Source organism: Acinetobacter calcoaceticus, from assembly GCF_016508255.1.
GTDB lineage: Bacteria > Pseudomonadota > Gammaproteobacteria > Pseudomonadales > Moraxellaceae > Acinetobacter > Acinetobacter calcoaceticus_E.
The window spans coordinates 26,476-40,472 of sequence record NZ_JADVKT010000008.1; the positions used below are offsets into that span (position 1 = coordinate 26,476).

13 protein-coding genes are annotated in these 13,997 nt (G+C 38.8%); 5 read left to right on the forward strand and 8 right to left on the reverse strand.

The features are described from left to right. Window positions 1-90: 90 nt before the first annotated feature. Window positions 91-420 (reverse strand): darcynin family protein, encoded by a 330-nt coding sequence (locus tag I5515_RS14480; RefSeq protein WP_199968091.1) that lies wholly within the window; start codon window positions 418-420, stop codon window positions 91-93. Between the two features lie 122 nt (window positions 421-542). Here I5515_RS14480 and I5515_RS14485 point away from each other — a divergent pair, with 122 nt between their 5' ends. Further along, the gene (locus I5515_RS14485; RefSeq protein WP_199968092.1) at window positions 543-1,142 is read left to right on the forward strand and encodes a TetR/AcrR family transcriptional regulator; all 600 of its coding nucleotides are present in this window, start codon (window positions 543-545) and stop codon (window positions 1,140-1,142) included. A gap of 25 nt (window positions 1,143-1,167) precedes the next feature. Here I5515_RS14485 and I5515_RS14490 read toward each other — a convergent pair whose 3' ends face one another. Then, window positions 1,168-2,028, reverse strand: a complete 861-nt coding sequence (locus I5515_RS14490; RefSeq protein ID WP_199968093.1) for a LysR family transcriptional regulator — start codon at window positions 2,026-2,028, stop codon at window positions 1,168-1,170. Between the two features lie 224 nt (window positions 2,029-2,252). On the opposite strand from I5515_RS14490, the gene I5515_RS14495 reads away from it, so the two are divergent. Next, window positions 2,253-3,146: a PhzF family isomerase gene (locus tag I5515_RS14495; protein ID WP_199968094.1), complete on the forward strand. Its 894-nt coding sequence runs from the start codon at window positions 2,253-2,255 to the stop codon at window positions 3,144-3,146. 353 nt (window positions 3,147-3,499) lie between these two features. On the opposite strand, the gene I5515_RS17640 is transcribed toward I5515_RS14495, so the two are convergent. The 6 genes from I5515_RS17640 to I5515_RS14525 all read right to left on the reverse strand — a co-directional run bounded on the left by I5515_RS17640 (window position 3,500) and on the right by I5515_RS14525 (window position 11,055). Beyond that, the gene (locus tag I5515_RS17640; RefSeq protein ID WP_199968095.1) at window positions 3,500-4,381 is read right to left on the reverse strand and encodes a DMT family transporter; all 882 of its coding nucleotides are present in this window, start codon (window positions 4,379-4,381) and stop codon (window positions 3,500-3,502) included. Next, window positions 4,382-5,530, reverse strand: coding sequence for a cysteine desulfurase family protein (locus tag I5515_RS14505; RefSeq protein WP_199968096.1), 1,149 nt, complete (start codon window positions 5,528-5,530; stop codon window positions 4,382-4,384). It lies immediately after the preceding gene. Window positions 5,531-5,570: 40 nt separating this feature from the next. After that, entirely contained in the window at window positions 5,571-6,371 is an 801-nt protein-coding gene (locus tag I5515_RS14510; RefSeq protein ID WP_199968097.1) for a hypothetical protein, read from the reverse strand. Window positions 6,372-6,610: 239 nt separating this feature from the next. Further along, entirely contained in the window at window positions 6,611-7,894 is a 1,284-nt protein-coding gene (locus tag I5515_RS14515; protein ID WP_199968100.1) for a ribonucleotide-diphosphate reductase subunit beta, read from the reverse strand. A 138-nt stretch (window positions 7,895-8,032) separates the two neighbouring features. Further along, complete coding sequence (locus tag I5515_RS14520) at window positions 8,033-8,167, reverse strand: hypothetical protein (protein WP_016139143.1); 135 nt, start codon at window positions 8,165-8,167, stop codon at window positions 8,033-8,035. Between the two features lie 56 nt (window positions 8,168-8,223). Next, window positions 8,224-11,055 carry a ribonucleoside-diphosphate reductase subunit alpha gene (locus I5515_RS14525; RefSeq protein WP_199968101.1) on the reverse strand — a complete coding sequence of 944 codons (2,832 nt, stop codon included), beginning with the start codon at window positions 11,053-11,055 and terminating at the stop codon, window positions 8,224-8,226. Between the two features lie 353 nt (window positions 11,056-11,408). Between I5515_RS14525 and I5515_RS14530 the strand changes: the two genes are divergently transcribed. From I5515_RS14530 to bfmS, 3 genes are read left to right on the forward strand one after another with little or no spacing between them, the layout of a single operon-like run. Beyond that, window positions 11,409-11,591, forward strand: a complete 183-nt coding sequence (locus tag I5515_RS14530; protein ID WP_199968102.1) for a hypothetical protein — start codon at window positions 11,409-11,411, stop codon at window positions 11,589-11,591. Continuing rightward, window positions 11,588-12,304: a response regulator transcription factor BfmR gene (gene bfmR, locus I5515_RS14535; protein ID WP_003653488.1), complete on the forward strand. Its 717-nt coding sequence runs from the start codon at window positions 11,588-11,590 to the stop codon at window positions 12,302-12,304. The genes I5515_RS14530 and bfmR overlap by 4 nt, the downstream gene beginning before the upstream one ends. 32 nt (window positions 12,305-12,336) lie before the next feature. After that, window positions 12,337-13,986, forward strand: coding sequence for a sensor histidine kinase BfmS (bfmS, locus tag I5515_RS14540; RefSeq protein ID WP_199968103.1), 1,650 nt, complete (start codon window positions 12,337-12,339; stop codon window positions 13,984-13,986). Window positions 13,987-13,997 lie beyond the last annotated feature (11 nt).

Sequence of the window (13,997 nt, forward strand, 5' to 3'; positions counted from 1 at the left end):
ATAGAGAGTAGCCTAATAAAAAGATTTATTTTTATTTCGTGACTATTTTTTATATTGGCTGTGTAAATCTAAATAAAATCGCCACAACTTCTATAAAGAACCTTCATACTCCACATACCCATCTTCAATTGCAGGAATAATCTCTACAAACTCAAAGTAGGGCACTGTACAAAACTCAGAGTCTCGAATCGCATCAATCACAAAATAATAATCTTGCAGAGATGTGGTCTCAAACACAGCAATATCACTCGCTTTAGTGCTAAACGCTTCAACGTCATACCAACGAACTTTTACAGTCGAGTACTTCTCAAAAATAGGTTCAAGCTTCTGTGCACTAAACTCAGCCCGCTTTTCACGAGCTAAAGCCAACCAAGCAGGTAAAGCTCTTAAGTGAACAAAAAAAGTATAGGTTCTAGACATAACCACTCCATGACTGAGCCGAGTTGAAGCTCAACTGAAAAAGACAGTATTTGCTTGTCATATCAATATGACTCATTCAGTATATGAGTGATTACTCACATTAAGTACTCGCATTTCAGCTCATGTCAGAAACTCTTCCAGACCCACGAAAACGCCCGCGTCAAGCCCGCTCAGTTGCTACATTTGAAGCTATTTTAGAGGCGGCTGCTCGCATTTTAGAGTCATTAGGCTTTGCTGGATTTAACACAAATGCCGTGGCCGAGCTTGCTGGCGTAAGCATTGGTAGCCTATATCAATACTTTCCCTCTAAAGATGCCTTAATAGTCGAGTTAATTCGACGTGAGCGAGCTGAGCTTTCAAAACGTATAGTTGAAGCCATACAGCAACATGAAGCCGCAGACTTAAAAGAAAAACTAAAGCTCATCATCCAAGCTGCTGTGCAACATCAATTGAGCCGTCCGCAGTTAGCTCGAACATTAGAATTTTCTTCTGAACTGATTGGAAAAGACATTGAAGAAAATGAGCTTCAACACGAACTTGAAACCATAATTTCTGATCTTTTTATACGTTCTGGCATTTCACATGCACAGACAGCCGCACAAGATGTGATTGCTTTAAGTAAAGGGATGATTAACGCGGCAGGCATAGCAGGGGAAAATGATTTAAATTATTTACAGCAGCGCGTTGAAAAAGCTGTATTTGGTTATTTGGATTTAACTTAAAGATTAGAATAAAAGATAATTTTTATCACAACAGATATTCTTGTAGTTCTTTTTCAATCGTTTCACTAATCAACGTTGAATAGTCACTATCCTTAGTATCTAAATGACGCATTAACCACACATCTTGTTTTAAAGTTTGCTCAGGTATTGGTACTAAACCCGAAGCCTTTGCAACAAAACAAGGCAGGGCTGTAACTCCTTGTCCTTCAATGACTGCTCGTAGTTGCGAGTGCATGTTATCAAAAGACAAAGCAGGAGCTGCATCTTGAGTGAGTTCACGCATCCATTGTGCTAAGAAAGTATATTGAAGACTTCTGTCCCAACCAATTATACGATGATTCAGTAAATCCTCATCCATTTCAGCCCGCTCTGTGAAACTGGCGAGATAATCTTTACTACAATAAAGCCCATACTCTAATTGGCCAAGACGTCGAATAATGTAGCGCCCACTTTCTGGACGAACAAGTCGAAGAATAATGTCAGCTTCCCGTCGGGAAAAATCAACAGGAACGACACTCGTTGAGATTTCTAATTGTAAATCTGGATGCTTCAATTGCAATGCTGTTAGCTTTGACTGAAGCAACTGCTGCCCGATTAACTCAGGTAAAGCAATGCGGAACAGTGATTGTTGTCCTTGATCGTTGTAACGCTCCATCGCTATTAAATGCTCTTCTGCTTTTTCAGCCAAAGAAAAAAAATGTTTTCCAACGTGGGTGAGTGTATAGCCATCACTGTCTCGAGAAAAAAGAATCGCATTAAGACTTTTCTCCAGTTCAGCGGCTCTGCGATGTACGGTAGAAACACTAATACCAAGCAATTTTGCACTGCGGCTCAACCCACTAGTCCGCCCTATAGCTAATAAAATTTTAGTATCGTCCCAGTTCATACCTTTCCATATTTAAAAAATGCGTTTGCAATAAAAACTATAGTATCCCCGATGTTTAGATTTATACAATTCAAACAACCACTACAGGGACTCAAAACTCATTATATGAGGCGACTATAAACTTTTTAGAGCTGTGATATGTGTTGCTGCAATTAAATAAGATTTTCTGGTTATGGCGGGAGCTATTTCTAAGATCACAATGTTAATAACAAAGGAGTTGGGCCATGACGACCATTTATGTGGTTGATGCATTTACCACCAGACCAAATACAGGAAATCGAGCGGGAGTTGTTTTAGAGGCTGACCATCTTACAACTCAAGAGATGCAAGATATTGCTGCATTCGCAGGGTATTCAGAAACTGCCTTTGTTTTATCACCAAAAGATCAAAGTCATGACATACATGTTCGATATTTTACCCCTACAAATGAAGTCCCTATCTGTGGGCATGCGACGATTGCTACTCATTTTTTACGTGCAACTACAGGTCACCACTCAGACTATCCATTAATCGCAAAAACGGGGGCTGGTGATTTACCCGTTTCAATATTTGGAAGTCCTGAAGAGTTATTGGTGAAAATGACTCAAGGTCGCGTAGAGTTTTTACCACCTTTTAATGCGAGTCAACGGACTGAACTTGCAAATGCGCTGGGTGTGAGAGAAAGTGATTTTGCTGACTTGCCAATACAAGTTGTCACGACTGGGCATTCCAAGGTGATGGTGCCCATGCTGAGCAGAAGTAAGCTTGATGGATTAATTCCAAACAATGAAAAATTGAAAGCGATTAGCGCTGAAATAGGTTGCAATGGTTTTTTCCCATTTGTCTTGGAAGGTAGTAAGCAAGAACCTATTACTTATGGTCGAATGTTCGCACCTGCAATCGGTATTAATGAAGATCCTGTAACTGGTAATGCAAATGGTCCAGCGGGAGCGTACCTTGTTCACCATGATTTAATCGAATGTGACCAGAAAGTAACTTATTGGGGTTATCAAGGCCTCGCAATACAAAAACCGGGGCGGGTTTTAGTGACAGTTGAGAAAATAAATTCAATATTACATGTCAGCATTGCAGGGCAAGCGGTTTTAGTTGGCTCAGTTTTGTACTCGGGAAAAGATTGATTCTATTTAAGAAATTGTGACGTCTTGCGAGTAATGAAGAGATCATTTTTTATGGCTTTCAGTTACTTTAAAAAGGAATACAATACTTAAGCTTACTAGCTTAATGATCTATAAATATGAGTGTTTTTAAGTATTACCGTGAAATGTTCTCTAAATAAAAACATCTTGCAAATACAAGATTTGAAAGGTGCCTTCTAAACCACTGAGGTATTTACCAATAAATTAGACTGTTGGTAAAGCATTTAAAAGTTGGTTAGTTAACTGGTTTCCTGAAGTATTGCCATTATTGGTGGTGTCGTTGTCATTCACTATATTTGTAGTGTTTTTTGATTACATCATCATTTATTTAGAATTTAGGTTAATAATCTATTTTGTTTTATAAAAACAGGTAAACACATACCAACTAAAATCAGAGAACCACCCACTATCATATTAAAATGTAACTGTTCTTGAAGTAACCACATTGCAAAAATTGCTGCAAACACTGGTTCTAGGTTATAGATTAATACGGCTCTATTAGGGGTAGTGTAAGATTGATAATTGGTTTGTACCCAAAAAGCAATTATGGTTGAGAAAATCGCTGTAATAAATAAAGCAGTAATTAAATTAAAATTCCATGTGGTGGGAATAATATTATGACCTGTAAAATTAACAACACATGACATCACAACTGCGGTTGTAATAAGCTGCAAAATTGTCAATACCACACTGTTTTGCTGCTGGGATTGAATTTTATCAATGGCAATAATATGTATAGCTGAAAAAATAGAACCTAAAATAACTAGAAGTTCTCCCTTTTGTAATACCCAGTCTTGCATATCGGACATCACATATATCCCGATAAGACCAAGTAGTGTGGCTATAACAATCTCCAATGAGGGGAGTTTATAAGCAATAATGCTTGTTAAAATTAATACCCAGATTACACTTAACCCCGCCAGAAAACCGGTATTTGATGCAGTCGTGAGCTCTAGACCAAATATTAAAAAAATAAAAGAAAGACTTAAAAGAAAACCCAAAAATATACCTGAAAAAAGTGTTTTAGTTTCAATTCTTGAAAGGTCTTTCATTGCAAAAGGAAATAGTAAAATTGCAGCTAAAATAAACCGTAATGCCAAAACTGTAGAAACTGGATATTCATTGATGGCTAATTTCATGACAGGAAAGCCAATTCCCCATCCAGCAGCAACAGTTAATAATAAGAGCTCAGCAACAATTTTTTTATTTTTAATCACTTAGTGCTCTTTTAATCTTTCATATGTGGTGTAGATTAAATCTAAAGCGGTATCTAGATCTTCTAAAGTTGTCCTATTTCCAAAACTTAAACGAATTGCGCTTTGACTAATTTCATCATCAAGCCCCATAGCACTAAGTACATGACTAGGCTTTTGCTCAGATGAAAGACAGGCCGATGCACTACTTAAAGCAACTTTCATTTTGAGTTTTTTGAGTAATGTACTTGATTTAACCATTGGCAAAGAAAAATTAATTGTATTAGGAAGGCTTTGTTTTTCACAGCCATTCACAATGGCATAAGGAAAAAACTGTCGCAATTTTTTAAGAAGATATGTTTTGAGCTGTCTTTGCTGTGCAATATTGTCTTCATGTAAAGCAATAAAGAGTTCAGCCGCTTTTGCCATACCTGCTATTCCAGGTAAATTGGCTGTTCCACTTCGCATACCCGATTCTTGTCCGCCACCATGAATAAGTGGAGAATTCAAAATGATATCCTGCTGATTACAGTACAACACGCCCACACCTTTAGGGCCATAAAACTTATGTGCTGAAATACTTACGAAATTAGGTTTAATATCTTTAACAGAAAAGGGGAGTTTTCCAATCCATTGAGCCGCATCGGTATGAAATAAAATATGATGGTCATGTGCAATTTGGCTGATTTCTTGAAGCGGCTGAAGCGTTCCTGTTTCGTTATTTGCAGCCATGATAGAAATGAGGCGTGTATTGGGTTGTAAAGCTGTTTTCAATGCTTGAATACAAACTTTTCCAGATTTATCAACAGGTAAGTAAGTAACTTCTACATCCTCACGTTGCTTGAGGTGTTCGCAAATATTAATCAGACATTTATGTTCTATGCTGCTTGTAATAATATGCACAGTCCCTTGAGGTTTATAATAATCCACAACAGCGCGAATAACAGTGTTGTTTGCCTCAGATGCACCTGAGTTAAATATAATGTGATTTGGGTCAGCATCAATCATTTGAGCAACTGTGGCTCTACATTTTTCTAAATGATGATATGCTTTGATTCCCTCGTGATGACTGACAGAAGCAGAGTTTGCAAAGTAGTCGTGAAAGCAAGCTGTCATTGTTGACAAAACGTCGGGATCAATCGGCGTTGTCGCATTATAGTCAAGATAAATCATTGTTATACTCAAGCTTTATATATTTTGATTTAGGTATTTTTTAGATAAGATGAATTTCGTGATTTACTTCTGCAATTTCCCCCGTATCATCACCAAAAAATATATTAATAATTGAATGATTGATGTCTTGATTACAATCTTTGATTGCAGAAAGTGCAAAGCGCCCTTGGGTCACCTTGGTTTTGTCTGAAAGATCAGACCAATCAATAATGATAATATTGGTCACATCAGAAAATCGTTGTTTAACTTTAGTCAGAACATCTTTGTAGTGTTGAGACATAATGGCAGGACATTTTGCTGTAAATGTATGCCCTTGGCGACGTGCCATAACAAACGAATGATTTTGATCTATTAATTTAATTTCAGTATGGGTTTCTTCTTCATTGAAAATAAAAGGACTCTCATCTTTTTTAATTATTTTTTTGATACTATCAATTGCTCTGTTTTTACTGGTTCGTTCAGAAAAAATAAGTACTTTATCTCGTTTAATCAGTTTGCTATTCGATAAAATAGATTCCAGTTCGCTAGGTAATTCTGATCTTGTTGAATCTTGCTTAGTTTCTGTTGGTAAAATTGTACAACTCTCTTCTGAACAAGCTAAACCCAGATCATCAATTAAAATGCCATAAGTGAGCTTAATGTCTCTTTGATATTTTTTTATAATCATTGAGCCAAGTGCTATGGCATCATTTAATGTATTAATTGCAAAATCATCTGCACCAAAATTATGACTAAAATGTCCACCTTCAAGATAAATTACAGTTTTATCATTAATTTTTTGATAAATACTATCAACGACAGTCATAACATTGCTTAAGTAATTTTTATCACATAAATTCATTTTTATTTCCTGTTCGTTATATGTATATATATATTATTAGATTACCATTTTAACTAGAAAACCATCAGGCAAAAAATTACATTTTTATCATAATATTAGAATCAGGCTGTGAAATAAAAAACTAGGTGTGGTGTTGAAGTGTAGGAATATTTTAAAACTCAAGTAAAGAAAAACCGCCAACTTGTGGCGGTTTTTTTATCAATGACACTTTATGTGTCACTTGATGATAATGCTTAAACTTACCAGCTTAACGCACCACCAGTTTGGTAGTCAGTTACGCGAGTTTCGAAGAAGTTCTTCTCTTTACGCAAGTCCATCATCTCAGACATCCACGCAAATGGGTTGGTTACACCAGCAAATTGCTCTGGTAAACCAAGCTGCGCTAAACGACGGTTACAGATGAATTTCAAATATTCTTCCATCATGCTTGCGTTCATACCTAATACACCACGTGGCATAGTGTCACGCGCATATTCGATTTCAAGCATTGTGCCTTCAACAATCATTTGAACCACTTCTTGTTGGAACTCAGCGCTCCAAAGGTGAGGGTTCTCAATCTTGATTTGGTTAATCATGTCGATACCAAAGTTCAAGTGCATAGACTCATCACGCAAGATGTATTGGAACTGCTCAGCAACACCGTTCATCTTGTTACGACGACCCATACTCAAAATTTGAGTAAAGCCACAGTAGAAGAAGATCCCTTCAAGAACACAGTAGAACGCGATCAAGTTACGAAGTAAACGTTGGTCGTTTTCAGGTGTGCCTGTGTGGAAATTAGGATCTGTTAAAGATTGAGTATATTTCAATCCCCATGCTGCTTTACGCGCAACAGATGGAACTTCACGGTACATGTTGAAGACTTCGCCTTCGTCCATACCTAAAGATTCGATACAGTATTGGTAAGCGTGAGTGTGAATCGCTTCTTCAAATGCTTGACGTAAGATGTACTGACGGCATTCAGGGTTAGTAATGTGGCGGTAAATTGCCAATACCAAGTTGTTTGCAACCAAAGAGTCAGCAGTCGAGAAGAAGCCTAAAGAACGCATAACGATCGTACGCTCATCTTCAGTTAAGCCGTTTTCAGACTTCCAAAGCGCGATGTCGAGGTTCATGTTTACTTCTTGCGGCATCCAGTGGTTTGCACACCCGTCAAGATATTTCTGCCAAGCCCACTCATATTTAAATGGAACAAGCTGATTCAAGTCTGCACGACAGTTAATCATGGCTTTGTCGTCAACTTGAACACGTTGTGCGCCCATTTCTAGCTCTTCAAGGCCAGGAGCAACATCTAAATGTTCTAAGGCTGCAGAGGCTCTAGCCACCGTATCGGAGGCAACTGTTGGTCGGACGGAATGGGTTCCAGCGGATTGTGAAGTTGCCAAGCTCTGCGATGATGACTCCGCAGAAGATACATTCTGCGAAGTAGTCGTTTTTTCCGATTGGACGGACGTAGACTTGTGTTCAGGTGCAGCCGGTTTTTGCGAATCATCTTCAAAATCGTCCCAACTAAGGATAGACATTTTTGTTCTCTCTTCGTTGTGTATATCTATATTTGACATCTCTAAAACGAAGATGTCGCTACTATACGCTTTTAATGTGTAAACAAAATTAAGTTTTATTGATGTATGACCAAATTTTGTGCCTCTGGTCTCTACTCCCTACAACTTATTTTGCTTACGCTGTTGCTTACGTATTGTGAAAAATGCGTAAATCAATGGTATATAAAAGAAAAGAAAGGCAAAGATTAAAACTCCAACACCAAGCATATAGTTATGGCTGAGATGAGAAAGCATAATCTTTACCTCTTTTAAAACTGCTCTTTAGTGAAAAAGAGCAGTTTTATTGAATGTTATTGGCAAGCTTCACAATCAGGGTTGTCGATTGAACAAGCCATTGGAACTGGAGCTGCTTGGGTAAAACCATCTTCTTCAACAGCTTCTGGTTTTTTCGCTTCTACAACAGGAGCAGCAACCGGAGCCGCTTCAACAGTCGCAGGTTTAACTGCGTTTAAAGCACCTGTGTTGATTGTAGATTTTTCAGCAGAAGTTGCGCCTAAAGCTCGGAGGTAATAAGTCGTCTTAAGACCACGTAACCATGCCATCTTGTAAGTGATGTCAAGTTTCTTACCATTCGCACCAGCGATGTAAAGGTTAAGCGACTGAGCTTGATCAATCCATTTTTGACGGCGTGATGCAGCATCAACGATCCAACGTGTATCTACTTCAAACGCAGTAGCAAAGATTGCTTTTAATTCTTCAGGAATACGAGCAATTTTTTGTACTGAACCTTCAAAGTGTTTCAAGTCATTAACCATCACTGTGTCCCAAAGACCACGATCTTTTAATGCACGAACGAGGTAAGGGTTAATGACAGTGAACTCACCAGACAAGTTAGATTTCACATATAAGTTCTGGAATGTTGGCTCAATAGACTGAGAAACACCACAAATGTTAGAGATGGTTGCAGTAGGAGCAATAGCCATCACGTTTGAGTTACGCATACCGTCTTTTTGAACTTTGGCACGTAACGTGTCCCAGTCTAAACGTTGAGTACGGTCAACTTCGAACATACGTTCTGGACGAGATTTCGCAACAATTTCCAAAGAGTCGATTGGAAGGATACCTTGATCCCATAATGAACCTTTGAATGTTGAGTAAGCACCACGTTCAACAGCCAAGTTACTTGAAGTTTCAATTGCGTAGTAGCTAATCACTTCCATTGATTCATCAGCAAAATCAATAGCAGCGTCTGAACCGTAAGCCATGTTCATTTCATATAGAGCATCTTGGAAGCCCATGATACCCATACCCACAGGGCGGTGTTTCAAGTTAGAGTTTTTCGCTTGTGGTACAGCGTAGTAGTTAATGTCGATTACGTTATCGAGCATACGCACTGCTGTCTTAATTGTGCGAGCTAACTTCTCACGGTCTAACACACCACCTTGAACGTGTTGTACAAGGTTGATCGAGCCCAAGTTACATACTGCAATTTCGTCTTGATTTGTATTCAAGGTAATTTCAGTACATAAGTTAGATGAGTGAACTACACCAACATGTTGTTGTGGCGAACGTAAGTTACATACATCTTTGAATGTAATCCACGGGTGACCAGTTTCGAACAACATAGAAAGCATTTTGCGCCATAAGTCTTTAGCACGTACTTTCTTGTGTAGCATGTTTGTTTCTTTCGCTACAGACTCATAGTAAGCATAACGCTCAGCAAATTCAGCACCAGTTAAGTCGTGCAAGTCTGGAGTTTCAGAAGGGGTAAATAATGTCCATTCACCATCTTCAAATACACGTTGCATAAACAAGTCTGGAACCCAGTTCGCAGTGTTCATGTCGTGTGTACGGCGGCGGTCATCACCTGTGTTTTTACGAAGTTCTAAAAACTCTTCGATGTCTAAGTGCCAAGTTTCTAAGTATGCACAAACTGCACCTTTACGCTTACCACCTTGGTTTACTGCAACGGCTGTATCGTTCGCAACTTTCAAGAATGGAACTACACCCTGAGACTTACCGTTTGTACCCTTAATGTAAGAGTTCAAGGCACGTACAGGTGTCCAGTCATTACCTAAACCACCAGCCCATTTAGAAAGCATTGCGTTGTCACGCATTGCGCCATAAATGTCATAGAGGTCATCGCCAATAGTTGTTAAGTAACAACTAGAAAGCTGTGGACGTAATGTACCTGAGTTAAACAGGGTAGGCGTAGAAGCCATGTAGTCGAAGCTAGACAATAAGTTATAGAACTCGATTGCACGTTCTTCTTTATTTTGCTCATTTAAAGCAAGACCCATCGACACACGCATGAAGAATAATTGTGGTAATTCGAAGCGAACGCCGTTTGAGTGAATGAAGTAACGGTCAAATAAAGTCTGTAAACCTAAATAGGTAAACTGATTAGAGCGTTCTGGCTGAATTGCTGCTGCCAGTTTCTCTAAATCGAAATCAAGTAAGTCCGGTGAAAGCAAGTCAAGCTCAACACCTTTTTTCAAAAAGGCTTCGAGTGCAGTGTTTTCAGGAGTATCTGTAGGTAAGCCTAAGAACGCTAAACCTGTGCTCACTAATTCACTTGAGAGCAAACGTGCAGTCACGTAAGTGTAGTTTGGTTCTTGTTCAATACGAGTACGTGTTGCCATCATCATTGTGGTAGCAATATCAGTCTCTTTTACGCCGTTATATAAGTTTTTAACGGTTTCATCGACAATAGCCTGAACGTCAATACCTTCCAAGCCTTCAGCTGCTTTAGCTACAGTTGCTTGCAATGCACTTAAATCAAGTGGTTGAAGCTGACCGTTTGCATCGGTCACTTGTAACGTAGGATGGTGGTTTGAGTTCGTTTGCTGACGAGCAGTAGTACGTTGTTCGCGGTAAATCACGTAAGCGCGGGCAACTTTCTGTTCTCCCGTACGCATTAAAGCAAGTTCAACCTGATCTTGAATTTCTTCAATATGAATCGTACCGCCCGATGGTAAACGACGGGCGAAAGTGTTGAATACCATTTCCGTTAGTTGGGTAATACGGTCGTGAATACGGCTTGAATCCGAACTCTGTTGACCTTCCACAGCAAGAAAAGCTTTACCAATCGCAACAGAAATTTTCTCTGCATCAAATGCAGCAACATCTCCAGTGCGTTTGATCACCTGAATTTGACCGGGAGTCGAAGTAATTACGCTCATGCCAGCATAGCTCCATTGTCACTTTTGTTATGTTTATAGACCGTTTGAACCGAGCAAAAAGTATGCCACGATGTTTGAGGGATAAACACAAGACTTAGTAGTTAAAGTTTATTTTGAACACAAGATACGGGATTTTTCATAGTAGATCAATCTTGACTTTTTAGTAATTTTTTATCTGTATGATTTGATGGGAGATAGCATAGCAAAGCTATTATAAAACACTTATAGATAACTTTGTGGATAACTCAAAAAACAAGCACTTAAATACAATTAAAGTCGTTAAAGAAATAATTTGTTTAATATTCATACATTGGAAATATGAATAGAATATTAAATTTAATAACAATAACTAAATGTTAAAAACACGTGAAAATTCAAAGATTAATAAAATGAAACAAAACATGGTTGTCATGTATCAGTTTGGTGAACGCCTACTTGTTTACAATGTAAACGTGTGTATATTGCAAATTATAAGCGAATGTATCTGCAAGATTTTTAAGATGCATGTAATGAGATTTATAGGGGCAATGATATGAGCCAAGAAGAAAAGTTACCAAAGATTCTGATCGTTGAAGACGACGAGCGTTTAGCACGATTAACTCAAGAGTATTTAATCCGCAACGGCTTGGAAGTTGGTGTAGAAACTGATGGTAACCGTGCAATTCGTCGTATTATTAGTGAACAACCAGACCTAGTGGTCTTGGATGTCATGTTGCCGGGTGCCGATGGCTTAACCGTTTGCCGTGAAGTTCGTCCACATTATCATCAACCGATTCTTATGTTGACTGCACGTACAGAAGATATGGATCAGGTACTTGGCCTTGAAATGGGAGCGGATGACTATGTCGCTAAACCAGTTCAGCCACGTGTACTTTTAGCCCGTATCCGTGCGTTATTACGTCGTACAGATAAAACTGTAGAAGACGAAGTTGCACAACGTATCGAGTTTGATGACCTTGTGATTGATAATGGCGGCCGTTCAGTAACGCTGCATGGTGAGCTTGTTGATTTCACTAGCGCAGAATATGACCTATTATGGTTGCTTGCATCGAATGCTGGCCGTATCTTATCGCGTGAAGATATCTTCGAGCGTTTACGCGGTATTGAATACGATGGTCAGGACCGTTCAATCGATGTCCGTATCTCACGTATTCGTCCAAAAATTGGCGATGATCCTGAAAATCCAAAGCGTATTAAAACAGTACGTAGTAAAGGTTACTTGTTCGTTAAAGAAACCAATGGGTTATAAGATCTGCATAAACTTCCTATAAGGTTGGTCGAGTGTTTAAACACAGCATATTCCTGCGAATATATGCGGGATTGGTAATTCTTGTTGTTTTGGTTGCCGTTTTTGGTTATTTGCTTGTACAAATTATCAACTATCAACGGGCACAAGAATACCGAGAATCTTTAACTGATGGTATTTCTTATGTCATTAGTGAGGGAGTCGCTCGACAACCGGGGAAGCAACAGAAAATAGACTGGGTTTCAGATGCATCAGATTTATTAGAACTTCCAATCTACTATACTGATGCGAGCAAGGTTGAGTTATCTCGTACCGAGAAAAAACGGATCGAAGCTCAAAAGTCTGTTGTCCGTTACGATGCCAGTAATAGTATTGCGTATATTATTATTGGCTTACGTGATGATCCTCAGCACTTTTTATCAATAAAAGTGGACAAAATTAGTGAGCGCCAAATGAAGGCTCTTCCTATTTTTGTACTTGATTATTTAATGTTTTATCCGGGGCAAGAACAAGAATATCTTGCTAAGATTCAAAAGCATTTCTCATATCCAATTAATATCTACAATATTCAAGATGTTAATCTGGACTCTGAACAAATTGGCCGGTTACGCCAAGACCAAAGTGTCATGTTGTACAAAGATAGTGCAACAATGCGTGGCACAACCATTTCAATCGTATCTCCAATACCAAATCATCCTGCGCAAGTTCTAGTGCTTGGACCGGTTCCAATGTTTAACTGGATGCCGCTACAGCTTTCTGCCGGAATTACCTTATTTAGCCTATTCTTACTGAGTTTAGGTGTTTATGGGTTGATCTTGCCGTTAGAACGTAAAATTCGCCAAGTGCGTTATGCGTTAAACCGAATGAAGTCTGGCGATTTGTCATTGCGTGTTCCTATTGAAGGAAGTGATGAAATGGCAAACTTGGCATCAAGTTATAACAATATGTCTGATCATATTCAGCGTTTAATCGAGGCTCAGCGCGAGTTGATGAGAGCGGTATCTCATGAACTAAGAACGCCAGTTGCCCGTATCCGCTTTGGTACAGAGATGTTGGCAGAAGAAGATGATTACAATCATCGTATGCATCAGGTCGATATGATTGATAAAGACATTGAGGCGCTTAATACCTTAATTGATGAAATCATGACTTATGCAAAACTAGAGCAGGGTACACCTTCATTAGATTTTGCTGAAATTATTTTATTTGATGTATTAGATCAGGTGGCTGTAGAAACTGAAGCCTTAAAAACGCAAAAAGAAATTGAACTTGTTGCTCCTCCTCTTTATGTGAAGGTGGATGCAGAGCGTCGTTATTTACATCGGGTTGTTCAAAATCTAGTAGGTAATGCTGTTCGTTATTGTGATAACAAAGTTCGAATTACAGGTGGTATTCACAGCGATGGCATGGCCTTTGTTTGTGTTGAAGATGATGGTGCCGGAATTCCGGAACAAGATCGTCAAAGAGTATTTGAAGCCTTTGCACGTTTAGATGATAGCCGTACACGTGCGTCGGGTGGCTATGGTTTAGGATTATCTATCGTAAGTCGTATTGCTTACTGGTTCGGCGGTGAAATTAAAGTAGATGAAAGTCCTACTTTAGGTGGAGCCCGCTTCATTATGACATGGCCTGCAAAACGCTTTAAAGAACCTCCTTTAAAAGCCAATAAAAAAGCACCTCTATAAGGTGCTTTTTT